Origin of the sequence: Amycolatopsis vastitatis, assembly GCF_002234595.1 — a bacterium.
GTDB lineage: Bacteria > Actinomycetota > Actinomycetes > Mycobacteriales > Pseudonocardiaceae > Amycolatopsis > Amycolatopsis vastitatis.
The window spans coordinates 13,665-33,900 of the sequence record NZ_NMUL01000046.1 but is presented as its reverse complement, the minus strand read 5'-3'; the positions used below and the strand labels follow the sequence as shown (position 1 = coordinate 33,900).

Here is a 20,236-nt window from a genome sequence, read left to right as displayed (position 1 = left end):
CGTGCTGCCGATGCGGGAAACGTTCCTCGCCACCACCGAAAAGATCATCGACGCCGATCCGGACGTCGCCGTCGTGCTGGCCGACATCTCCGCGGCGCAGCTGGCCGGGGTCGCGCGGCGGCACCCGGACCGCGTGATCAACGTCGGGATCCGCGAACAGCTGCTGGTCAGCGCGGGCGCCGGGCTGGCGCTCGCGGGCCTGCGGCCGATCGTGCACACGTTCCCGTCGTTCCTGGTGGAGCGTGCTTTCGAGCAGATCAAGCTCGACTTTTCGCACCAGGAGGTGGGCGGCGTCCTCGTGTCATGGGGCGCGTCGTACGACATGTCGACGGCGGGCCGCACGCACCAGTCCCCCGGCGACGTCGCGCTGATCGATTCGCTGCCGGGCTGGACGGTGCACGTGCCGGGCCACCCGGAGGAGGCGCGGCGGCTGCTGCTGGAGTCGGTCCCGGGTGACGGGCGGGTCTACCTGCGCCTGTCCGCGCAGGAGAACGCTTCCCCGCACCTGGGGGTCGGCTTCACGCGGCTGCGGCAGGGCTCGCGCGGAGTCGTGGTGGCCGTGGGCCCGGTGCTGGACCGGGTGCTGCGGGCGACGGCGGGCCTGGACGTCACGGTGCTGTACGCGTCGACGATCCGCCCGTTCGACGCGGCGGGCCTGCGGTCGGCGGTGCTCTCGGCGTCCGCCTCGGTCGTGCTCGTGGAACCGTACCTGGCCGGGACGTCGGCGTTCTGGGTCGGCGAGGCGCTTTCGGACGTGCCCCACCGGCTGAAGTCGCTGGGCGTGCGGCGCGACACCGAGGTCCGGACCTACGGCGGGATCGCGGACCACGACCTGGCGCACGGGCTGGACGCGGGGTCGCTGGGACTGTCGATCAGGGAGTTCCTGGGGGAGTAGGAGTGGCGTCGCCGGTGCCGGGGGTGCCGGCGGCCGGGTGTTCGTAGCGGACGCTGGAATCCCGCTGCTGATCGAGGAGGGCCATCAGCTTCTTGTTGTTCCACCGTTCTTCGACGGTGTTCCGGGGCAGTGCGACGTGCAGGCTCTCGTACAGCTTGAACCGGTTGAGATCGATCACCGTCGCCACGGCGACCATGTAGTCGGTCGCCGAGGCGACCGACGCCCGGTAGGCGATGGAGGTCAAGGCGCAGGGAGCGAGCGCCAGGAACAGCCACCAGCCGTCGGTGGTCAGGGTGGCCACGGTCATCAGGAAGGCCAGGAACGAAACCACGCACAATCTGACCGCGGTGTCGAACTGTTGCCGGCTGTCGCGCAGATAACGCACGTGACTTTCCTCGGCCACCAGGACCAAGTGCGGTGCCGTGAGGATCGCGTCGATGCCGTATTGGCGGCCGGCGGTGTCTTCGCCGCTCCGGAGGGCGTTGCCGAGCCGGGTGGGCATGATGCGGTCGCGGGCGGGATAGGCGGCCGGGAATGTCCGGAGGGCGGCCCGGAGCGATTCCTTCGCTGCGTACAGTCCGGAGAACCGGTCTCCCATGCGGGATCGGAAGAGCTCGTCCCGGTGGTCCGCGGCATCGGCGGGATCGATTCCGCGCCGGGCCAGGATCTTGTCGAGCCCGGCCTGCCATCGCCGGCCGAGGACCTGGCGCCGGTTGACCAGCCGCGCCTCCCGTCGGCGGTGGTGGCCGATCCGCCAGCGCAGGGCGGCGCGGGCGGGCCACGAACTTCCCCAATAGCCTTCGAGGAGCCGGGTCATCGCGAACTGCAGCGGATGCAGGAAAAGGCCGACCGCGAGCGTCGCCAGGACGATCCAGGCGATGTTGCGGACCGAGATGGTCTCGAGCCAGTCCTTAAGCGCCTGGAAATCCGGCTGCCCTCGCCACGCGTGGCTCGCGTGCAAAGCAGCCGCCCACAACACCAGGAACAGCGACGGGACCATGCTGACCAGACCGAAATAGCGACCTACACGGCTGCCGACCGACAGAGCCGGGCCGGCGATCGACGAGGTCATCGTCCGTCCGTTTCCACTCGCTGCCCGCAACGGTCGCAGACGTACCGTCCCGGAGCTTCCCGGCGCACGGTGTGTTTCTTCCGCCGGCAGTTCGGGCAGACCAGCTCGGGATCGTCGTCCTCGGCGCCGGGCCGGTCGCCGGGGAGCCGAGACGGTGGATTGTCGAAGCCGAGCACAGCCTGGAACCGGGCGAGCGTGAGCGCCAGCCGCAGAGCTCGCATCCGCCTCACCCCGCCCTCCAGGACCCGACCATGTTAGGTCAGCATTCAGGCCCAGTCGACTGTGCGGGACGAGGTGGGGATGAGGTGTTCGCCCTGGGCGGTGCCCGCCGTGGGCATCGTGCTCCTCGCGTGCGGTGCCGGCCGGCTCGGCTGGGTCGTGCTTCGGGAGCGGCCGACCGATAGCGTGACTTCCATGGGGCTCACGATCAGGCCGCTCGCGTTGGCGGTCATCCGGCGCGGGGACGCACTTCTCGTCTTCGAAGGGCGCGACGACTTCAAGGACGAGACCTACTACCGGCCGCTCGGCGGTGGGGTCGAGTTCGGCGAGAGCAGCAAGGACGCGCTCAAGCGCGAGTTCGGCGAAGAACTCGGCGCCGAGATCGAAGTCGGCAAACGGCTCGGCGTGCTCGAGAACGTCTTCACCTGGCGGGGCACTGCCGGTCACGAGATCGCCTTTCTCTACGAAGCCGCCTTCGTCGACCCGAGCTTCTACGAGCGCGACGAAATGAAGATCATCGACGAGCCCGCCACCGCGTGCTGGGTCGACGTGGCCGGCTTCCGCGACGGGAGCAAGATCCTTTATCCCGACGGGCTCATCGGGCTGCTCTCACCGGAGCAGGGACCGGGAGGTCGGTGAGAGTTCCAGCCCGCCCGGCTCCCGGCTGAACCACACCGAGAACGGCCCGTCCGCCCGGACCGGCAGCTGCGGGAACGTGTTCGGAGACGGCTCGGTCTCGAACGCCGCGAACGCCGGCTCCGGCGGCGATGACGGAGCGGAAACCGTCACGTACACGCCTGCGCCCGGTGGTGACGAAGCGAGCCCGCGCCGGACCGGGCGCAGCAGCAGGACGTCGTCCGAGTCGATCATCGTCGCGTTAGCCGCGTCCCGGAAACGGCGCCACACCGGGCCGAAGTAGAACTCTTCCAGTGCCGCCTTGCGGGCCTCCATCGAGCGGAAACCCCGCAGCCAGACGAACTCGTCCGGTGCCGCCCGGGACCGGAACAGCCCGAACAGGTGCGCGCCCGCCGCCTCCTGGGGCTCGATGAACTCGCGCTCGAACAGCTCGATCAGCTCGTCGCGCCGTCCGGGCTTCAGCGTGTAGCGCCGCAGCTCCACCACGGTTTCGAAATCGGTGAACGTCATGGGAGCGGAAGCTACCGGGCACTACCGACAAAAAAACGATCAGCGGAACGCGGCCAGCCCCGTGACGGCCTGGCCGAGCGACAGCGCGTGCATCTCCTCCGTGCCCTCGTACGTCAGCACCGTCTCCAGGTTCGCCATGTGCCGCATCACCGGGTACTCCAGCGAAATCCCGTTGGCGCCGAGCATCGAACGGGCCGTTCGCGCCACGTCCAGCGCCGATCGCACGTTCGCCATCTTGCCGAAGCTGACGTGGTTGTGGTGCAGGGCGCCGGCGTCCTTCAGCCGCCCGATCTGCAGCGCCACCAGCCCGGCACGGTTGACCTCGACGACCAGGTCGGCCAGCTTCCGCTGGGTCAGCTGGAACCCGGCCAGCGGCTTGCCGAACTGCGAGCGCGAAAGTGTGTACTCCAACGCCGATTCGTAACACGCGCGTGCCGCGCCGACCACGCCGAACAGGATCCCGTAGCGGGCCTCGTTCAGGCAGGACAGCGGCCCGCGCAGCCCCCGGACCTCGGGGAACGCCGCCGACGCGGGCAGCCGGACGCCGTCCAGCACCAGTTCCGCGGTCAACGACGCCCGCAGCGAGAGCTTGTGCTTGACCTCGTTGGCGGTGAACCCCGGCGCCGTCGTCGGGACGACGAACCCGCGGATCCCGTCGTCGGTCTGCGCCCAGACGACCGCGACGTCGGCGACGGTGCCGTTGGTGATCCACATCTTCGTGCCCGAAAGCACCCAGTCGGACCCGTCGCGCACCGCGCGCGTCCGCATCGAGCCCGGGTCGCTGCCCGCGTCCGGCTCGGTCAGGCCGAAGCAGCCCAGCGCGTCGCCGGTGGCCATCCGCGGCAGCCACTCCTGACGGTGCTCCTCGCTGCCCCACTTGTGGATCGCGTACATCGCCAGCGAGCCCTGCACCGAGACGAAGCTCCGCAGCCCCGAGTCGACGGCCTCGAGCTCGCGGCACGCGATGCCGTACGCGACCGCGCTGGTGCCGGCGCAGCCGTAGCCCTCCAGGTGCATGCCGAGCAGGCCGAGCGAGCCGAAGCCCTTCGCCAGCTCCGCCGCGGGCAGCGCGCCCGTTTCGTACCAGTCCGCGACGTGGTCCAGCAGGTGGTCCTTCGCGTACGCGCGGACGGCGTCGCGGATGGCGCGTTCCTCCTCGGCGAGCCCGGCGTCGAGGTCGAGGAAGTCGTGAGGATCAGGCGAGCGGCTCATGCGCGCACCTCGCTGACGCTCGGCGCGGCCTGAGCCCTGGGCGCAGTGTCGAATGATTCGTTCGCAGGCTCACTCATGAGGGCTCCCGGGGAACGCGGCGATGCGGTCCTCGCAGGAAACCACAGTCAAGCGTCTGTTCTCCGCGTGGCGTTCGTCACGCGGGCGGCAGACGCGCTCGGCGTGCACCGCGGCCGGGTCTGCTGGCGCGGGATCAGCAGCTCGCTGAACTGCGGAAACGGCACGCTTTCGATGTCTTCACGCCAGGCGTGCAGCATCTGGGACAGCAGATCGTCCTCGGCCATCTTCGCCTCCCTGGCGTCCGCTCGTGCGCGCTCGAGACACACGATCGGGTGACTTGATACCCAGCGAGCGGGACCCTTAAACGACCTTCGCCAAGATTCTTCCGGGGGATCCGCCCCGCGTGGCAGAATCGCGTCGCCGCCGCCAAGGCCTCTACTTCCGAGGAGCCCTCATGCGCGCGGCCAGTCTGCTCGCTCTGACCACCGCCACCCTGCTCACCGCGACCGGCGTCGCCACGGCGCACGAAGCGGGCTGGCGCCAGGCCGGGCACACCACCGTGGAGAACCGGATCAGCGGCGAAGGCCTCACCACGCTCCGGCTGCCCGGCCGCGCCCCCGAGCTCGTCTACCGCAACGGCGCCACCATCCCCCAGCCGCTCAAGGACGAGGGCTGGGGTCACGTCGGCGACCCCGACTCGCTGCACGGCTACCTCTTCGACGTCTACCAGGACACCCGCACCCCGGCGCCGGCCACGAAGATGTACCTGGTCACCAAGCCGGACGGGACGACGACGGAGTTCGTCCACCCGCTCCAGCCCGACGAACCCGCGGCCAACGCGAACGCCCAGGTCGCCGTCACGCCCGACGGCCAGTGGCTGGTCTCCGGCCCGCTCGGCGAGATCGACCGCCTCTACGTCTCCCCGACGCCGTTCCTGAACCCGCGGGCCCCGAAGCAGGCCGGCGACCTGCCCGTCGCCGCCCGCATCCACCTCGACCACCACATCCGGAGCGCCCAGGGCTGCGACTTCGTCGGGCCGACGCGCCTGATCTGCGCGACGAGCGACCCCTACAACGACCTGTACCCGACGAACCTGCAGCTCCTGCAGATCGATCTCGCCCGCCCGCTGACCGGCCGTGACGTCACGGCGAAGGTGCGCGAGATCGGCCAGGTCCCGCTGGTCAGCACCTGCACCGGCACGTTCACCCCGGAAGGCGTCGACTACGACGCCGGCGTGCTGCGCGTCGAGGTCGTGCCGCCGTCGCCGTGCAACACGGTGACGGACGTCTATTCGTTCGAGCGCCGCTGAGCACGACGGCTACGCTGGGTGGCGTGTCTCGTGTGGTGATCCTCGACTACGGTTCCGGCAACCTCCGCTCCGCCGAACGCGCCGTGGCGCGCGCCGGGGCCGAAGTCGAGGTCACCGCCGACCCGCATGCCGCGATCGAAGCCGACGGCCTGGTCGTGCCCGGCGTCGGCGCGTACTCCGCGTGCATGGCGGGGCTGCTGGAGGTGAAGGGCCACCGGATCATCGGCAAGCGCCTCGCAGGCGGCCGCCCGGTGCTCGGCATCTGCGTCGGCATGCAGATCCTCTTCTCCCGCGGCGTCGAGCACGGCGAGGAGACCGACGGCACGGGGGAGTGGCCCGGCGTCGTCGACCGGCTGCACGCCGACGTCCTGCCGCACATGGGCTGGAACACCGTCCGCGCTCCGGAGGACTCGCAGCTGTTCGCCGGCCTCGACCCGGACGAGCGGTTCTACTTCGTGCACTCCTACGCCGCGCGCAAGTGGGAGCTCGACGGCCTGGCCGGCCAGGAGCCGAAGGTCACCTGGGCGAACCACGGCGAGGACTTCGTCGCCGCGGTGGAGAACGGGCCGCTGTGGGCCACCCAGTTCCACCCGGAGAAGTCCGGCGACGCCGGGGCGCACCTGCTGCGCAACTGGCTGGCGACCCTCTGACCGGGTGATCCGGGTCTCCGCCTTAGAGTGAGCGGCGTGACTTTCACGCTGCTTCCCGCCGTTGATGTGGCCGATGGCCAGGCCGTGCGACTCGTCCAGGGCGAGGCCGGCACCGAGACCTCCTATGGCAGCCCGCTGGAGGCCGCGTTCGCGTGGCAGCGCGACGGCGCCGAGTGGATCCACCTGGTGGACCTCGACGCCGCCTTCGGCAAGGGCAGCAACCGGGAGCTGCTCGCCGAGGTCGTCGGCAAGCTCGACGTCCAGGTCGAGCTGTCGGGCGGCATCCGCGACGACGCGTCGCTGCGGGCCGCGCTGGCCACCGGTGCCCGCCGGGTCAACCTCGGCACCGCGGCGCTCGAGGACCCGGAGTGGACCGCGCGCGTGATCGGCGAGTACGGCGACCGCGTCGCGATCGGCCTCGACGTCCGCATCACCGAGGCCGGCCACCGGCTTTCGGCCCGTGGCTGGACTTCCGACGGCGGCGACCTGTGGGAGGTCCTCGAGCGGCTGGACCGCGACGGCGCGTCCCGCTACGTCGTGACCGACGTCAGCAAGGACGGCACGCTGCGCGGCCCGAACCTCGAACTGCTGCGGGACGTCGTCGCCCGCACCGACGCGCCGGTGATCGCCTCCGGTGGGGTGTCCAGTGTGGACGATCTCGTCGCGCTGGCGGGCCTGGCCGCCGACGGCGTCGAAGGGTCCATCGTCGGCAAGGCGCTCTACGCCGGCGCGTTCACCCTGCCCGAGGCCCTCGCCGCGGTCGCGAAGGTCTGACCGAGCAGGGACACCGCGGTCCGCCGCGCCGCCGACCCGGCCGACCGGCGCAAGGTGCTGGCCGAACCGGTGCCGGACGTGCTCGCCGGGGTCGAGGCGATCGTCGGCCCGGCCCGCGGCCGCATCGCCGAGGTCATCGGCGGGTATTCGCCCGAGCAGCAGGAGGTGCTGTTCGACTACTTCGCCCGCGCCGCACCGGCTTACCGGGAAGCCTCGGAGGAGATCCGCAAGGCGACGCGGGGCCGTTAGCCCTGTGGTGGACGGTAGGTCGTGACCGTGCCGCCGTGGCCGAACGTCAGGACTTCCACGGGTGTGAAGCCGCGCGGCCCGAAGCCCCCGCTGAACATCGGCACCCCGCCGCCCGCGACCACCGGGTACGACTTGACCACCAGCTCGTCGATCTCCGGCAGCAGCTGGCCAGCCAGATTCGCGCCTCCGCACAGCCAGACGTCCAGGTCGCCGTCCTCCGCTTTGAGCTGCCGCACGAGCGCCAGTGGGTCGCCGGGCACGAGCGTGACGGCCGGGTCGGCGATCCCGGTCAGCGACCGTGAGACTACGTACTGCCGGAGGTGTGTGTACGGGCTGTCGATGCCTTCGTTCAGGGCCGGCTGGTAGGTGCCGCGGCCCATGACGACCGTGTCGTACCGCTTGTTCGGCGTGTCCACGGCCATTCCGATGAGCGGGCGGATGTGGGTCGGCATGGTCTCCGGGAACTCCGTGCGGAGGTGGGCGACCATGTCGGGCGCGAGGGGGTGGAAGCCGGTGTCGCCGTCCGGCCCGGCGATCATGCCGTCGATGCTGACGCCGATGAAGTACACGAGCTTGCGCAAGGGTCCCCCTATTTCGATAACTCCGAGCGTAGTACTTTAGTTGGAGTGGTTTTGACGATAGTACTACGCCTGGAGTGGTGTCAATGGTCCGACGCAACCCGGAGCGGCGGGCGGCGCTGCTCGACGCCTCGATCGAGGTCCTGGCCAACGAGGGCGCGCGGGGCCTCACCTTCCGCGCGGTCGACCAGCAGGCCGGGGTGCCGGTCGGCACGGCCTCCAACTACTTCTCGAGCCGCGATGAAATCCTCAAGCACGCGGGGGAGCGGGTCTACGAGCGGCTGGTCGACGACGCGGTCCTCGCGGGCGGCCTGGCGGGGGCGCGCGACCGGGCCCGCGTCACCGAGCTGATGCACGAGCTCGTCGATCGCGTGGCCGCGTTCCCGACGGGTTTCCTGGCCCTGCTGGAACTGCGGCTGGAAGCCACCCGCCGGCCGGAGCTGCGGGACGTGCTGACCCGGCGCATCCGGGCGGACGTCGAGTTCAACGTCTCCTACCACGAGAAGTCCGGCCTGCCCGGCGACGGCACGATGGTGGTCCTGCTGTGGCTGGCGCTGAACTGGCTGATCGTGGAACGGCTGACGTTGCCCGATCTGTTCACCGAGGAGCAACGGCGTGACATGGTCACGGCTCTGGTCGATCGGCTGCTGGCGGGGCAGCCGGCATTACCTCCGGCGTAATCGACCCGGCGCCGCCGGTGGGCCAGCATTCCTTTCAGGACGACGAAAGGAATGCCATGACCGCCTACGGACTCGCCCACCTGCGCCCGCCCGCCGTGCTGCCCGGCGAAGCGTTCCAGTACCTGGAGCGCATCCAGGCGACGCTCGATCCGTACGGCGGCAAGTTCCTCGTGCACGGCGCGCCGGTGCAGGTGCTGGAGGGCGAATGGCCCGGCTCGCTCGTGGTCATCGAGTTCCCGGACGTCGCCGCGGCGCACGAGTGGTACGACTCGCCCGCGTACCAGGAGATCCTGCGGATGCGAGCTGATCACATCCCCGGTGACCTGGTCATCGTCGAAGGGTGCGGTCCGGACCACGACTCGGCCGCCATGGCCGCGGCCATGCGCGCGGCGGCCGCCAGCCAGGTTCAGTACTCGGCGTAGATCCCGATCACGTTGTCATTGCCGTGGGCCGAAAAGCGGCTGACAGCGGTCCGCGGGAGTCGTAGGTTGCCGCGGGTGGAGGAGATCGTCACCGAGCTCGAAATGACCGCCGCCGATCAGCTCAACCCCGCGCCCGTCGTCGACGGCGTCGCGCTGCGGGCCACGGAGCCGGGGCCGGGGGTCAAAGACCTGCACGTCCGGATCGGGACGCCGTACCGGTGGCCGAGCGCGTCCCGGAGCGACGACGGGTGGGAACGCTGGTTCGCCGAACCGGCGCGGCGGTACCGGCTCGTCGAGTACCGCGGCGAGGTCGCCGGCGCCGCCGACTTCGAGCCGCAGCCCGGTGGTGACGTCGAGATCACCACCTTCGGCCTGCTGCCGGAGTTCGTCGGCAAAGGACTCGGCGGGTACGCGCTCACCCTCGTCGTCGCCGACGCGTGGACCGTGCCCGGTGCGCGCCGGGTCTGGCTGCACACCTCGTCGCTCGACCACCCGAACGCGCTGCCGAACTACCTCAGACGCGGCTTCCGCAGCTTCAGCCGTCCACTTTGACCGCGATCCCGACCGTCCGGTCCGCCGGGCCGCGCAGCTTCGAGAAGAACATCGTGACGCGCCCGACGACGCCGTACTTGCGGGCGATCACCTTCCGGACCCGTTCGGTCCCCTCGGCGTCGAGCAGCCGGGCCTGTCCGGTGACGACGGCGCCGTGCGTCTTCCGCCCGCGGACGTCGCACGCCTGGACCTCCACCCGGCCACTGTTGCGGATGCGCTTGACCTTCCCGGCCTTCCGCTCCGACCACAGCACGAGCTCACCGCCGTCGCCGGCCACCCAGATCGGGGTCGGCACGGCGCGCCCGTCACGGCGGAACGTGGTCAGGACGACGTAGCGCTCGGCGGCGAGCCGGTCCGTTTCGGATGCCATGCGCCCACGGTAGTCACGGCGTCCGCCGCCGCAGCGTCGCCGCGCCGAGCATCAGCGCCAGCAGCGCGCAGCAGGCGACGACCAGCAGGTCGCGCAGGATCACCGCGTCGATCGTGGCCGCCGCCGTCACCCGGTTCAGCGCCTCGACCGCGTACGACAGCGGCATCACGTCCGACAGCCACCGCAGCAGCCAGCCCATGTCCGCGCGCGGCACGAACAGCCCGCACAGCAGGATCTGCGGCAGCACGAACACCGGCATGAACTGCACGGCCTGGAACTCGGTGCGCGCGAAGGCGCTGACGAACAGTCCGAGCGCCATCCCCAGCAGCGCGTCGAGCAGGGCGATCAGCAGCAGCATCGCCACCGGGCCCGCCAGGTCGAGGCCGAGCCACCACAGCGAGACGCCCGCCGCGACCGCGACCTGGACGACGGCGATCGCGCCGAACGCCAGCGCGTAGCCGAAGAGCAGGTCGAGCCGTCCGATGGGGAGCGTCATCAAGCGTTCGAGCGTCGCCGTCGTCCGCTCGCGCAACGTCGTGATCGAGGCGATGAGGAACATGATCAGGAAGGGGAACACGCCGAGCAGCGCGGGCGCGACGTGGCTGAACACCAGCGTCGAGTTGAACACGTACCGCAGCAGGACCATCAGCAGCGTCGGCACCAGGATCAGCATCACGACGGTGCGCGGGTCGTGCCGCAGCTGCGTCAGGATGCGCCGGGTGGTGGCGAGGGTCAGCGCGGGGTTCATGACGCCGCCTTCACGAGGTGGAGGAAGGCCTGTTCGAGGTCGGCGGCCCCGGTGCGCTCCCGCAGCGCGAGGGGCGCGTCGTCGGCGAGGAGGACGCCTTCGCGCATGAGCAGGAGCCGGTCGCAGCGCGCCGCTTCGTCCATGACGTGGCTGGACACCAGCAGCGTGGCGCCGGCCTCGGCGAGCCGGCGGAACAGCGCCCACAGCTCGTCGCGCAGGACCGGGTCGAGCCCGACGGTCGGCTCGTCGAGCACCAGCAGCTCCGGCGTGCCGAGCAGGGCGACGGCGAGGTTGGCGCGGCTGTGCTGCCCGCCGGAGAGCGAGCCGACGAGCTTCCCGGCGTGGTCGGCCAGCCCCACCTCGGCAATGACTCTGTCCACATCGGACGCCGGCGCGCGCAGCACCGCGGCGAAGTACCGCAGGGCCTCCCGGATGGTCAGGTCGGCGTAGATGGCGGGGTTCTGCGTCGCGTACCCGATCCGGCGCCGCAGCGGCGGGCTGCCGGCGGGCAGGCCGAGCACGGTGACCGTGCCGCCCTCGACGATCTGCACGCCGACGACCGCCCGCATCAGCGTGGTCTTGCCGCAGCCGCTCGGGCCGAGCAGCCCGGTGACGGCGCCACGCGGCACCTCGAAGCTCACGTCCCGCACCACCGGCCGGCCACCGCGGCGGACCCGCAGGCCGGCGACCCGCAGCGCTGAATTAGTCATGCGTTTAATTCTGCGCCCGTTGAGAAGGCAGGTCAAGGGGGTGGCCGGTGGCTCGGACCCGCGGTGGTGGCCGGAGGTCATGAACGACTCATTCATGACGTCTGACGACAGGAAAGAGTCGTTCATGACGTTGTGGATCGGTCCGGAGGCGGAGCCGGACGCTTCCGGGACCGGCTCAGGCGCTGAAGGCGCGTCAAGAGTCCACGCGGCACACCGCGATGGGCAAGCAGGCGGAAGCGCGCCAACCCCTCTTTTGGGACGATGTATCCGCAGGCCCCGCACACCGGAGGGATGCCGATGATCGTCGCACGCGAACTACCGGTTCACCCGCAAGCGAGCTTCTTCGGCGCGGGGCCCTATCCCGCGCGCCGCGCCGCGATCGCCGCCGCCGCGGTCCTCGCCGGCTTCGTGCTGACCGCGATCTGGTCGGCGCCCTTCGTCGACTCCGTGATCGGCGACAGCGTCGCGAACGGGCTCCTCGGATACGACGCGAAAGCCACCCCGATCGGTGGCGTCCTCGCCGGGACGCTGTTCGCCTTCGTCTCCGGGCTCGCGGGTTCGTTCACCGCTTGCAACATCGCCGCCTTCGGGGCGGTCGCACCGCTGGTCGGCGGCCAGGCGGGCGAAAAGCGGCGGTTCGCCACCACGCTCAAGCCGCTCGGCTGGATCGCCGCCGGCATGCTCACCGTGTCGGTCGTGTACGGCGTGATCGTCGCGCTCGTCGGCACCCGGATGCCGCAGTTCTCCACCGCGCAGACCACCCGGCTGTCCCCGCGCAGCGTCCAGTCGATGATCGCCTTCGGGGTCGTCGGCCTGGTGTTCCTGCTGCTGGGCTTGATCGCGCTCGGCCTTCTCCGCGGTCCGGGGTTCCTGCGCCGCCACCCGGCCGCGCCGCTGGTCCTGATGGGCGCGCTCATCGGCGGGTTCCTCATCGGGCGGCCGTACCCGCTCTTCCGGATCATGTTCCGCAGCGCCGCGGAACAGCACAACGTCCTGTACGGCGCCGCCGCGTTCGCGCTCCAGTCGGTCGGCAACATCGTCGTCATGGCGGTGCTGTTCCTCATCCTGACGCACGCCACGGGCGGGCGCGTGCAACGCTGGCTGGCCGCGAAGCCGGCCCGGATCGCGACCGTGACCGGCGCGGCCCTGCTCGTCGGCGGCACCTTCACGCTGCTCTACTGGGACGTCCGCGTGCTCGGCAGGCTCGGGATCATCTGGTTCCCGATGATCAGCTGGTAGCCCGGCCCAGCCAGCGGTAGTCGGGCGAGGGGTCGAGCTGGACGCTGTCCGCGACGGCGGCCAGCACGGCTTCCGGCTGCGCGCCCGAAACCGTCAGCCAGCGTCCGGACGGCAGCCGGACCGCGACCGTCGCGTCCTTGCCGTTCGCCGGGGCCAGGAAGAAGCCGTGGCTGCCCCGCACCACGATCGGGGCGGCGCCGTTCACGCCGGGGGATCCCGCGCCGACGGCGGCCCGGACCGGCGGCCCGCCCGGGGCCGCGGCCGTCAGCTCGGTCGAGCCGTCCTCCGGGCCGGTGCCCCGGACCGCGGCCGAGCGTTCGGCCAGTCCCGCCGGGAGCGGGCCGAACCGCAGCTCGCCGCGGACGCCGACCGGCTTGGCGGTGACGGACTCGGCGACGCGCATCGCCACCGCGCGGGCGTCCGGGACGCCGGAGACGTGGGCGGTCAGCACGTGCGTTTCGTCGGCGAGCCAGGTCAGGAGCGCGGCCGAGCCGGTGTCGCCGGTGACCATGGCGACCCGGCCGCGCACCAGGATCTGGTCCCCGAGCGACGCGATCTTCAGCGCGGTCTGCGACCACTCGGGGTCGACCGGCGAGTACGCCGACAGCGTGATCTCCGCCGGCCCGGCGAACCACCGCCGGACCTGCGGCGCGGTGCCGGGGCCGCCCTCGCGGTACTGCTCGGTGAAGCCGTCGGGCAGCCAGCCGGGGCTGTAGCCGAGCACCGGGCGGCTCGCGGCGGGCACCAGGTCGACCGTGGTGAGCAGCTGCGTGCCGGCGACGACGCCGGCGACCAGCGCGACCACCGCGGCGGCGACCAGCGCCAGCCGGGTCGCCGGCCGCCGCTGCCGCCCGGCGCGGGCGAGCGCGTCGCGCACCGCGTGACCGTCCGGCGCGCGGGCGGCGAGGCGGTCCAGGCTCTCCCGGATCAGCGTCTCGGTCTCGTGCTCGCTGCGGCTCATTCGGGGGCTCCGGTGGTCAGGGCCGTGGGGTGCGGGGCCTGGCGCAGGGTGGCCAGGGCGCGGGAGATCTGGCTGCGCACGGTGGACACGCCGCAGCGCAGGACCGCGGCGATCTCGGCGTCGGAGTAGCTCTCGTAGTAGCGCAGCACGATCGCCGCGCGCTGTTTGCGGGGCAGCGTGGCCAGGAGGCCGAGCATCGCGTCCCGCTCGTCGTAGGCGGTGGCCGGGTCGGCCGACGGTGGGCTCAGCGCGTCCAGGACGTCGTGGCTGCTCGGCACCATCCGCCGCACGGCCCGCCGCCGCCACGACAGGTACTCGTTGGTGACCATCCGCCGCACGTAGGTCGGCGGCGCGGCGATGGCGTCCCAGCGTTGCTGGGCGCGCAGGAGCACGTCCTGGACGATGTCCTGCGCCAGGTGCGGGTCGTTCGTCAGGACGGTGGCGTAGCGGAGCAGCCCGTCCAGCCGCTCCGCCACGAACTCTTCGAAACCCACGCACGTCCCTTCCGTCACCCATCCCATGGACGCGCGAGGGGGCCGGACTGCTGCATGCGGACGGGACTTTTTTGTCGCGGCGTTTGTCGCGGGATGACGTCCTCGAGCCGGAGGAACGCGAAACCGTTGGTCGGGAGGTCGCCGTCGGCCGGGCGGCGTTCGCCGTCGTGGACGACCAGGAGGCCGTGCGGGAAGCGGCGGCCCAGCGACGCCGTGGTGATCGCCGAGCCGTCGGAGTGCTCGACCGAGTCCGTGCCGCGGCCCGCGACGATCCGCAGGTCACGCGTGCGGCGGCCGTACACGACGAAGCGCGAGTCGCCCTGGCTGGACGCGAACAGCGTGCCGTCCGCCAGCGCCAGGCCCTCGGCGTCCGCGGTGAGCCACCGGCCGCCGAACCCGGGGTCGGCGCCGTCCGGCACGCACTCTTCGGCCGCGGGGTCCCAGCGCTGCGGGACGCCGTAGGACCGCACGCGGTCGATCAGCTCGGGCCGCCCGAAGCCGCCCGGCGTGAGCGGGATCCGCCAGATCCCGACGTCCTCCTGGGCGGTGTAGAGCACACGGCCGTCGAGCACCGAGCCTTCCAGCTGCGGTCTTTCACCGGGCTCCTCGCACGGCGCCCAGGTCGTGCCGTCCGGCAGCCGGAAGGCCGACGGCAGGTCCACCGTGGCGATCTTTTCGGTGCCGACGGTCCCGTCGGGCTTGTCCACGAGCCGCAGCAGCGCCACCCGCGTCTCGTGCCGCCGGGTCACCGCGACCCGCCGGTCACCGGTGCGCGGGTCGCGGCCCGCCGCCAGGCCGTACGCCGTCCGCTGACTGTCCACTTCGGACTCCGACGTCGAGAACACCGGCGCCGCGGCCGGATCGGTGACGTCGGTCAGGACGTGGGCGGCCGCCGGGTCGATCCGGTAGACCCGGATCCGGTCCCGTCCGCGGTCGCTGACCACGGCCAGGTCGCCGACGACGTCGACGTTGTTGAACCGGCCCTTCGGCCCGGCCGGGACCAGCTGCAGGGTCCGCCCGGCCAGGTCGAACGCGGCGAGCCCGCCTTCCTTGAGCGTGCCGATGACGACGCTGCGCTCAGGGTCGCGCGGGTGGACCCAGATCGCGGGATCGTCGGCGTCGGCGTTCGCCGGGGACGCGCTCGCGTCGTCGACGAACGCTTGCGTCTGCGCGACTGGCGACGGGTCGCACGGCGCGGCGGAAGCGGGGACGGCGGACAGCAGGGAGACGGCGGCCACGGCCACCGGGAGGAGTCTGCGCACGGGCGCAAACTAGACGAATCGGATGGCCGGGGAATGAACGCGCCGTGATGAGCAGCCCCGGTTTCCAGCCTACCGGGAGGGGCCGACAGTTCCGGGGGCCCGAGTCTCGAGCGCCCCAATGTGGCGTTCGGTGCGTCAGACGCACCCAATGTGGCGTTCGGTGCGTTGAACGCAACCAACGCCACATTGGGGCGCTTGCCCGGCACTGTGGACAAGCCGAGCTTCGTCGGCCGCGAGCGCCCGGAACTGTCGGTGCCCGCCGGTAGCGTGGAAACGGGGGCTGCTCAGGCAGGCGGCGCGAGGTAGTACTGGGCCACCGGGGCGAGCATCTCCACGATCTCGTCGTCGGAGGCGTGCACCAGCGGCGGCAGCTTGATCACGTACCGCAGCAGCGCGATCCCGATCATCTGCGCCGCGATGCCCGTCACCCGGATCTTCGGCACCTCCAGGGACCGGGCGACCTCGGCCAGCACCGTGCGCTCGATGAACTGGCGCATCATCAGCGCGACCTGTTCGTTCGTCGCCGCCGCGCGCAGCATCGCGACGAACGGCGTCCGGCCCGCCGGCTCCGCCCAGACCGCCAGGAACGCCCGCACCAGGCGTTCACCCAGCGATGCGCGCGGCCCCGCGAGGATCGACGGCACCAGGGACGCCGGGTTCACCGGCAGGTTCATCGCCGCCGCGAACAGCTCCTGCTTGGTGCCGAAGAAGTGGTGCAGCAGGGCCGCGTTCACGCCCGCGTCGGCGGCGATCCCGCGGACCGTCGCTCCGTCGTACCCCAGCTCGGCGAACCGGTGCCGCGCCGCGTCGAGGATCTTCTCGCGCGTCTCGGTCTGCCCCGGCCGCCGTCCCGCCCGTGCCATTGTCCGAGCTTAGAACCCCCTTGACTACGCTGGTGACCATGTCTGTCGCGGTGCGGGTGATCCCCTGTCTCGACGTCGACGCGGGCCGGGTCGTGAAGGGTGTCAACTTCGCCGGCCTCCGTGACGCCGGCGACCCGGTCGAGCTGGCCCGGCGTTACGACGCCGAGGGGGCCGACGAGCTGACGTTCCTCGACGTCACGGCGTCCTCCGGCGACCGCGAAACCACCTACGACGTGGTCCGCCGCACCGCCGAGCAGGTCTTCATCCCGCTCACCGTCGGCGGCGGCGTCCGCAGCAACGACGACGTCAACCGGCTCCTGCGCACCGGGGCGGACAAGGTGAGCATCAACACCGCCGCCATCGCCCGGCCGGAGTTCCTCAGCGAAGCATCGAGAAGGTTCGGTGCCCAGTGCATCGTGCTGTCGGTCGACGCGCGCCGCGTGCCCGAGGGCGGCGAGCCGACGGCCTCCGGGTTCGAGGTCACCACCCACGGCGGCCGCCGCGGCACCGGCATCGACGCCGTCGAGTGGGCCGCGCGCGGCGAAGAGCTGGGCGTCGGCGAGATCCTGCTGAACTCGATGGACGCCGACGGCACGAAGAACGGCTTCGACCTCGAACTCATCGGGCTGGTGCGCAAAGCCGTGCGGGTCCCGGTGATCGCCAGCGGGGGAGCGGGCGCGGTCGAGCACTTCCTGCCCGCGGTCCGGACCGGCGCGGACGCGGTGCTCGCGGCCAGCGTGTTCCACTTCGGACAGCTGAAGATCGGCGACGTCAAGACCGCTCTGCGCGACGGCGGGGTCGAGGTCCGATGAGGACCTGGCAAGCACCCGCCGAGGTGAAGGTCGTCGCCGGCCTGCTGGTCGGGCTGCCCGTCGCGTGGGCGCTGCTCGACCTGATCCCCGTGCTGAGCGCCGGCTCGGGCCTGGCCATCTACCGGATGCCGGCGCTCGCGCTCATCCTCGGCGGCGTCGTCACCACCGGGCTCGTGCACAAAATGGGCAGCGCCCGCATCGGCGGCATGGTCGTCAGCGTCGTCTTCGCGCTGCTGCACGCGTTCCTCCTGCTCGGCGCGGCGCTGTGGTGGAACAAGCTGTTCTCCGGCCTGTCCTTCGCGGGCTACGGCTACGCGTTCGTCCTGTTGAACTCGATGCCGCTCAAGCGGCACATCCTGGGAGCGCAAGCATGAGCCTCGACCCGGCCGTCTCGGCGCGCCTCAAGCGCAACGCCGACGGCCTGATCGCCGCCGTCGTCGTCGAGCACGCCACCTCGGACGTGCTGATGATGGCCTGGATGAACGACGACGCCCTCGCCGCCACCCTGGCCACCCGCCGTGGCACGTACTGGTCGCGCAGCCGCGGAAAGCTGTGGGTCAAGGGCGAGACGTCCGGGCACTACCAGCACGTCCGCGAAGTGCGGATCGACTGCGACGGGGATACAGTCCTGCTGCGCGTCGACCAGACCGGCCCGGCTTGTCACACCGGCACGCACACCTGTTTCGACACCGAGGAACGCCTCCTCCTGGCGGATGAGAAAGAGCACGCGTGACCATCGTCGCCGACATCCTGGTCGGGCTCGTCGCCCTGATCCACCTCTACATCGTCGTCCTGGAGATGTTCCTGTGGACGACCCCGCGCGCCCGCGCCGGCTTCGGCACGACGAAGGAGTTCGCGGAGGAGACGAAGACGCTCGCCGCGAACCAGGGGCTGTACAACGGTTTCCTCGCGCTCGCACTGGTGTGGGGCCTCATCGCGAGTGACCCGACCGGGTTCCAGCTGAAGCTGTACGGGATCGTGTGCGTGATCGTCGCGGGCCTGTACGGCGCCGCGACGGCCAGCAAGCGGATCCTGTTCGTCCAGGTGGTTCCCGGAGCGCTGGCACTGATCGCGCTCCTGCTCGCGCGCTGACGTCGATTCCCCGAATTGACCAATGGTGTCCAGGAATGGCGATGAACCACCATTCCTTCCCGCATCCGGGTGACGGTGGACCTGCTCACTTGCACGCTCGGCGAGGCCGTCCGGTTGCCCTTCCGGCCTGTGCCGTTTCTCGCACCGTCTCCGCAGCTCAGGGCTTCTAAGCTCGGCTGATGGCGCTCGACGGTTCCCTTCTCGGTCTCCTCCGGCGGCGGGCGGTGTGGCAGGCCGTCACGGTGACCGGCGCGGCCGTCTTCGGCTTTTTCCTGGTGTCCCTGGTCGCTTACCTGCTCGTCCGGAAAGCCCCCGTCTTCGGGTCCGGCGAACTTCCCGCCCTTTTCACCACCTTGGCGGCATCCGCCGGTCTCGCGGTTCTCGGCGTCTTCGAGCTGAGCTTTCTCGCCCGCCGGTTCCGTACCGCGGCGATGGAGCAGGACTTCGGCTCCTGGCTGCCGCCGGCGGACGACGCCGACCGCGACCGCCGGATCGACTTCGTGGCGGAGACCGCCGGGCTGCGTCGGCTCGCGCGCCGCGCCTCGGCCCTCGTCCTGGTCTGGGTCGCGCTGGCCATCGCCGGGATCACCGGCCAGGTCCTGCTCGACGAGGCCGCCGCGGACCTCCTCGCGACCGGGGCCCGGTTCGAGGGCGTCGTGCTGTCCGTGCACCACCGGTCCCGCGGCACGTACTGGATCGAGGTGGGCTTCGGCGCCCGGACCGTGCGGATCGTCCAGACTTCGGAGCACCGGTACCACGTCGGCGAGGGGGTCACCGTGGTGGTCGACCGCACCGGCCCGGAGCGCGTGCGCACCACCGAGGAGCCGAACGACGACCAGGTCCTCCTCAACCTCGCGGTGATCCGGCTCGTGGCCGGGTTCGGCGGAGCGCCGTTCGCGGTCGCCGCCGCGGTGGGCTGGCGGCGGCGGGCCCGCGCCGTCGCGGCCACCGGGTGGCGCGTCGCCACGGTCGACGTCGTGCCCGACCGCACCCGCGGCCGGAACCGGCACCTGCCGGACGTCCACGTCCGCTACCGCGACGGCACCGTGATCGTGCTGCGCGCCGCGCGTTCACTGCACCGCGCCAAGCCGATGGCGGTCTACACGGACCGGCTCGCGTGGATCGGCGGCTGGGGCCCGGACATGGTCGTCCTCTTCCCCAACGGCCCGTACCGGCCGGGGCCGTACGCGATCCCGGCGTCCGCGCGGAGGGCGTGCCGGGAGCGGGCTCAGCCGATTTCGCCGGTGAGGTAGCGCTGCAGGTTCGGCGCGATCGCCCGCACCAGCACCTCGACCTCCTCGGTGGCGAGCGGCTCGAACTTCGCCACGTACCGGACCATGCCCAGGCCCACCATCTGGGTCGCGCAGAGGTTCATGCGCAGCGGGATGCGGTCGGAGCCGATCGAGGAGATCAGCCCGCTGAAGAACCGCTGGAAGAAGTCGCGCAGCACGTGCCCGGCCTGTTCGTGGCCGGTGATGCTGCGGATGAGCGCCACGAACTGGCCGCCGCCCGCGCTGTCCCAGCGGGTGATGAAGGTGCGGACGATCCGTTCGCCCAGTTCGTCGCCGGGTCCGTCGCGCAGGGCCTTCTGCAGCTCCATGGGGTCGAACGGAAGCTCGAGGACCGCTTGCGCGAACAGGCCCTCCTTGCTGCCGAACCAGTGGTTGACCATCGCGGCGTCGACCCCGGCGCGGGTGGCGATGGCGCGCACGGTGGCGCCGTCGTAGCCGTTTTCGGCGAACACGGCCCGCGCGGCTTCGATCAGCGCGGTGCGGGTGTCCTGCCCGGCGGGCCGCCGCCCCCGGCGGCGGGCAGTAGTCTCGGGGTTGTCCGTGGTGCTCACGGCTCCATCATGACCCACGCGCCCGACAAATTCAACATTCATTGAATTTGTGCCGCCGCGCACGTC

At 71.4% G+C, this 20,236-nt stretch carries 29 protein-coding genes; 15 read left to right on the top strand and 14 right to left on the bottom strand.

The genetic code is table 11. From position 1 onward, the window contains the following. Window positions 1-4 precede the first annotated feature (4 nt). Entirely contained in the window at window positions 5-895 is an 891-nt protein-coding gene (locus tag CF165_RS38275) for a transketolase family protein (protein ID WP_093952499.1), read from the top strand. Here the strand turns inward: CF165_RS38275 and CF165_RS38270 are convergent. Next, window positions 873-1,967, bottom strand: a complete 1,095-nt coding sequence (locus CF165_RS38270; protein ID WP_093952488.1) for a hypothetical protein — start codon at window positions 1,965-1,967, stop codon at window positions 873-875. The genes CF165_RS38275 and CF165_RS38270 overlap by 23 nt on opposite strands. After that, window positions 1,964-2,188, bottom strand: a complete 225-nt coding sequence (locus tag CF165_RS38265) for a hypothetical protein (RefSeq protein ID WP_093952487.1) — start codon at window positions 2,186-2,188, stop codon at window positions 1,964-1,966. The genes CF165_RS38270 and CF165_RS38265 overlap by 4 nt, the downstream gene beginning before the upstream one ends. 109 nt (window positions 2,189-2,297) lie before the next feature. Here CF165_RS38265 and CF165_RS38260 point away from each other — a divergent pair, with 109 nt between their 5' ends. Continuing rightward, window positions 2,298-2,825, top strand: coding sequence for an NUDIX hydrolase (locus tag CF165_RS38260; RefSeq protein WP_240521962.1), 528 nt, complete (start codon window positions 2,298-2,300; stop codon window positions 2,823-2,825). Here the strand turns inward: CF165_RS38260 and CF165_RS38255 are convergent. The 3 genes from CF165_RS38255 to CF165_RS51835 form a co-directional block, all read right to left on the bottom strand. Beyond that, window positions 2,796-3,332 (bottom strand): NIPSNAP family protein, encoded by a 537-nt coding sequence (locus CF165_RS38255; protein WP_093952486.1) that lies wholly within the window; start codon window positions 3,330-3,332, stop codon window positions 2,796-2,798. The two genes, CF165_RS38260 and CF165_RS38255, sit on opposite strands and share 30 nt — an antisense overlap. 39 nt (window positions 3,333-3,371) lie before the next feature. Then, a complete protein-coding gene (locus CF165_RS38250; protein ID WP_093952485.1) occupies window positions 3,372-4,544 on the bottom strand; it encodes an acyl-CoA dehydrogenase family protein in 1,173 nt (390 codons plus the stop codon). A 125-nt stretch (window positions 4,545-4,669) separates the two neighbouring features. Next, window positions 4,670-4,846, bottom strand: coding sequence for a hypothetical protein (locus CF165_RS51835; protein WP_167441698.1), 177 nt, complete (start codon window positions 4,844-4,846; stop codon window positions 4,670-4,672). Between the two features lie 170 nt (window positions 4,847-5,016). Between CF165_RS51835 and CF165_RS38245 the strand changes: the two genes are divergently transcribed. From CF165_RS38245 to CF165_RS38230, 4 genes are read left to right on the top strand one after another with little or no spacing between them, the layout of a single operon-like run. Next, a complete protein-coding gene (locus tag CF165_RS38245) occupies window positions 5,017-5,871 on the top strand; it encodes a hypothetical protein (RefSeq protein WP_093952484.1) in 855 nt (284 codons plus the stop codon). Window positions 5,872-5,903: 32 nt separating this feature from the next. Next, entirely contained in the window at window positions 5,904-6,521 is a 618-nt protein-coding gene (gene hisH, locus CF165_RS38240) for an imidazole glycerol phosphate synthase subunit HisH (RefSeq protein ID WP_093952483.1), read from the top strand. A gap of 36 nt (window positions 6,522-6,557) precedes the next feature. Further along, window positions 6,558-7,295 carry a bifunctional 1-(5-phosphoribosyl)-5-((5-phosphoribosylamino)methylideneamino)imidazole-4-carboxamide isomerase/phosphoribosylanthranilate isomerase PriA gene (gene priA / locus CF165_RS38235; protein WP_093952482.1) on the top strand — a complete coding sequence of 246 codons (738 nt, stop codon included), beginning with the start codon at window positions 6,558-6,560 and terminating at the stop codon, window positions 7,293-7,295. A gap of 54 nt (window positions 7,296-7,349) precedes the next feature. Continuing rightward, window positions 7,350-7,544: a hypothetical protein gene (locus tag CF165_RS38230; protein ID WP_093952481.1), complete on the top strand. Its 195-nt coding sequence runs from the start codon at window positions 7,350-7,352 to the stop codon at window positions 7,542-7,544. On the opposite strand, the gene CF165_RS38225 is transcribed toward CF165_RS38230, so the two are convergent. Beyond that, complete coding sequence (locus CF165_RS38225; RefSeq protein ID WP_093952480.1) at window positions 7,541-8,125, bottom strand: dihydrofolate reductase family protein; 585 nt, start codon at window positions 8,123-8,125, stop codon at window positions 7,541-7,543. The genes CF165_RS38230 and CF165_RS38225 overlap by 4 nt on opposite strands. An 83-nt stretch (window positions 8,126-8,208) precedes the next feature. On the opposite strand from CF165_RS38225, the gene CF165_RS38220 reads away from it, so the two are divergent. From CF165_RS38220 to CF165_RS38210, 3 genes are all read left to right on the top strand, one after another. Beyond that, complete coding sequence (locus CF165_RS38220) at window positions 8,209-8,802, top strand: TetR/AcrR family transcriptional regulator (protein ID WP_093952479.1); 594 nt, start codon at window positions 8,209-8,211, stop codon at window positions 8,800-8,802. A 56-nt stretch (window positions 8,803-8,858) separates the two neighbouring features. Then, window positions 8,859-9,224 carry a DUF1330 domain-containing protein gene (locus tag CF165_RS38215; RefSeq protein ID WP_093952478.1) on the top strand — a complete coding sequence of 122 codons (366 nt, stop codon included), beginning with the start codon at window positions 8,859-8,861 and terminating at the stop codon, window positions 9,222-9,224. A gap of 75 nt (window positions 9,225-9,299) precedes the next feature. Continuing rightward, entirely contained in the window at window positions 9,300-9,776 is a 477-nt protein-coding gene (locus tag CF165_RS38210; RefSeq protein WP_093952477.1) for a GNAT family N-acetyltransferase, read from the top strand. On the opposite strand, the gene CF165_RS38205 is transcribed toward CF165_RS38210, so the two are convergent. From CF165_RS38205 to CF165_RS38195, 3 genes are read right to left on the bottom strand one after another with little or no spacing between them, the layout of a single operon-like run. Continuing rightward, window positions 9,760-10,146 (bottom strand): PPOX class F420-dependent oxidoreductase, encoded by a 387-nt coding sequence (locus tag CF165_RS38205; RefSeq protein WP_093952476.1) that lies wholly within the window; start codon window positions 10,144-10,146, stop codon window positions 9,760-9,762. The genes CF165_RS38210 and CF165_RS38205 overlap by 17 nt on opposite strands. A gap of 13 nt (window positions 10,147-10,159) precedes the next feature. Continuing rightward, the gene (locus tag CF165_RS38200; protein ID WP_093952475.1) at window positions 10,160-10,894 is read right to left on the bottom strand and encodes an ABC transporter permease; all 735 of its coding nucleotides are present in this window, start codon (window positions 10,892-10,894) and stop codon (window positions 10,160-10,162) included. Continuing rightward, window positions 10,891-11,604, bottom strand: a complete 714-nt coding sequence (locus CF165_RS38195; RefSeq protein WP_093952474.1) for an ABC transporter ATP-binding protein — start codon at window positions 11,602-11,604, stop codon at window positions 10,891-10,893. The genes CF165_RS38200 and CF165_RS38195 overlap by 4 nt, the downstream gene beginning before the upstream one ends. Before the next feature lie 297 nt (window positions 11,605-11,901). Between CF165_RS38195 and CF165_RS38190 the strand changes: the two genes are divergently transcribed. Then, a complete protein-coding gene (locus CF165_RS38190) occupies window positions 11,902-12,843 on the top strand; it encodes a hypothetical protein (protein WP_093952497.1) in 942 nt (313 codons plus the stop codon). Here the strand turns inward: CF165_RS38190 and CF165_RS38185 are convergent. The 4 genes from CF165_RS38185 to CF165_RS53505 form a co-directional block, all read right to left on the bottom strand. After that, complete coding sequence (locus CF165_RS38185; protein WP_093952473.1) at window positions 12,833-13,804, bottom strand: hypothetical protein; 972 nt, start codon at window positions 13,802-13,804, stop codon at window positions 12,833-12,835. The two genes, CF165_RS38190 and CF165_RS38185, sit on opposite strands and share 11 nt — an antisense overlap. Beyond that, window positions 13,801-14,298 carry an RNA polymerase sigma factor gene (locus tag CF165_RS38180; protein WP_093952472.1) on the bottom strand — a complete coding sequence of 166 codons (498 nt, stop codon included), beginning with the start codon at window positions 14,296-14,298 and terminating at the stop codon, window positions 13,801-13,803. Before CF165_RS38180 ends, CF165_RS38185 begins: the two co-directional genes overlap by 4 nt. A gap of 14 nt (window positions 14,299-14,312) precedes the next feature. Continuing rightward, window positions 14,313-15,542, bottom strand: coding sequence for a phytase (locus CF165_RS38175; protein ID WP_240521964.1), 1,230 nt, complete (start codon window positions 15,540-15,542; stop codon window positions 14,313-14,315). Window positions 15,543-15,844: 302 nt separating this feature from the next. Then, the gene (locus CF165_RS53505; RefSeq protein ID WP_093952471.1) at window positions 15,845-16,423 is read right to left on the bottom strand and encodes a TetR/AcrR family transcriptional regulator; all 579 of its coding nucleotides are present in this window, start codon (window positions 16,421-16,423) and stop codon (window positions 15,845-15,847) included. Between the two features lie 38 nt (window positions 16,424-16,461). On the opposite strand from CF165_RS53505, the gene hisF reads away from it, so the two are divergent. From hisF to CF165_RS38145, 5 genes are all read left to right on the top strand, one after another. Next, window positions 16,462-17,235, top strand: a complete 774-nt coding sequence (hisF, locus tag CF165_RS38165; protein ID WP_093952470.1) for an imidazole glycerol phosphate synthase subunit HisF — start codon at window positions 16,462-16,464, stop codon at window positions 17,233-17,235. After that, window positions 17,232-17,609: a hypothetical protein gene (locus CF165_RS38160; RefSeq protein WP_093952469.1), complete on the top strand. Its 378-nt coding sequence runs from the start codon at window positions 17,232-17,234 to the stop codon at window positions 17,607-17,609. The genes hisF and CF165_RS38160 overlap by 4 nt, the downstream gene beginning before the upstream one ends. Beyond that, on the top strand, window positions 17,606-17,968 hold the full coding sequence (gene hisI / locus CF165_RS38155; RefSeq protein WP_093952468.1) for a phosphoribosyl-AMP cyclohydrolase: 363 nt from the start codon (window positions 17,606-17,608) through the stop codon (window positions 17,966-17,968). The genes CF165_RS38160 and hisI overlap by 4 nt, the downstream gene beginning before the upstream one ends. After that, window positions 17,965-18,327, top strand: a complete 363-nt coding sequence (locus tag CF165_RS38150) for a DUF1304 domain-containing protein (protein WP_020644760.1) — start codon at window positions 17,965-17,967, stop codon at window positions 18,325-18,327. The genes hisI and CF165_RS38150 overlap by 4 nt, the downstream gene beginning before the upstream one ends. Window positions 18,328-18,506: 179 nt before the next feature. Next, window positions 18,507-19,580 (top strand): DUF3592 domain-containing protein, encoded by a 1,074-nt coding sequence (locus CF165_RS38145; protein WP_240521961.1) that lies wholly within the window; start codon window positions 18,507-18,509, stop codon window positions 19,578-19,580. On the opposite strand, the gene CF165_RS38140 is transcribed toward CF165_RS38145, so the two are convergent. After that, on the bottom strand, window positions 19,556-20,170 hold the full coding sequence (locus CF165_RS38140) for a TetR/AcrR family transcriptional regulator (RefSeq protein ID WP_167441696.1): 615 nt from the start codon (window positions 20,168-20,170) through the stop codon (window positions 19,556-19,558). The two genes, CF165_RS38145 and CF165_RS38140, sit on opposite strands and share 25 nt — an antisense overlap. Window positions 20,171-20,236 lie beyond the last annotated feature (66 nt).

Coding starts and splice junctions, on each gene's coding strand:
- CF165_RS38270 (WP_093952488.1), bottom strand. CDS start 1,967: ATGACCTCGTCGATCGCCGGCCCGGCTCTGTCGGTCGGCAGCCGTGTA.
- CF165_RS38265 (WP_093952487.1), bottom strand. CDS start 2,188: ATGCGAGCTCTGCGGCTGGCGCTCACGCTCGCCCGGTTCCAGGCTGTG.
- CF165_RS38255 (WP_093952486.1), bottom strand. CDS start 3,332: ATGACGTTCACCGATTTCGAAACCGTGGTGGAGCTGCGGCGCTACACG.
- CF165_RS38250 (WP_093952485.1), bottom strand. CDS start 4,544: ATGAGCCGCTCGCCTGATCCTCACGACTTCCTCGACCTCGACGCCGGG.
- CF165_RS51835 (WP_167441698.1), bottom strand. CDS start 4,846: ATGGCCGAGGACGATCTGCTGTCCCAGATGCTGCACGCCTGGCGTGAA.
- CF165_RS38245 (WP_093952484.1), top strand. CDS start 5,017: ATGCGCGCGGCCAGTCTGCTCGCTCTGACCACCGCCACCCTGCTCACC.
- CF165_RS38220 (WP_093952479.1), top strand. CDS start 8,209: ATGGTCCGACGCAACCCGGAGCGGCGGGCGGCGCTGCTCGACGCCTCG.
- CF165_RS38215 (WP_093952478.1), top strand. CDS start 8,859: ATGACCGCCTACGGACTCGCCCACCTGCGCCCGCCCGCCGTGCTGCCC.
- CF165_RS38205 (WP_093952476.1), bottom strand. CDS start 10,146: ATGGCATCCGAAACGGACCGGCTCGCCGCCGAGCGCTACGTCGTCCTG.
- CF165_RS38200 (WP_093952475.1), bottom strand. CDS start 10,894: ATGAACCCCGCGCTGACCCTCGCCACCACCCGGCGCATCCTGACGCAG.
- CF165_RS38195 (WP_093952474.1), bottom strand. CDS start 11,604: ATGACTAATTCAGCGCTGCGGGTCGCCGGCCTGCGGGTCCGCCGCGGT.
- CF165_RS38190 (WP_093952497.1), top strand. CDS start 11,902: ATGATCGTCGCACGCGAACTACCGGTTCACCCGCAAGCGAGCTTCTTC.
- CF165_RS38185 (WP_093952473.1), bottom strand. CDS start 13,804: ATGAGCCGCAGCGAGCACGAGACCGAGACGCTGATCCGGGAGAGCCTG.
- CF165_RS53505 (WP_093952471.1), bottom strand. CDS start 16,423: ATGGCACGGGCGGGACGGCGGCCGGGGCAGACCGAGACGCGCGAGAAG.
- hisF (WP_093952470.1), top strand. CDS start 16,462: ATGTCTGTCGCGGTGCGGGTGATCCCCTGTCTCGACGTCGACGCGGGC.
- CF165_RS38160 (WP_093952469.1), top strand. CDS start 17,232: ATGAGGACCTGGCAAGCACCCGCCGAGGTGAAGGTCGTCGCCGGCCTG.
- hisI (WP_093952468.1), top strand. CDS start 17,606: ATGAGCCTCGACCCGGCCGTCTCGGCGCGCCTCAAGCGCAACGCCGAC.
- CF165_RS38145 (WP_240521961.1), top strand. CDS start 18,507: ATGGCGCTCGACGGTTCCCTTCTCGGTCTCCTCCGGCGGCGGGCGGTG.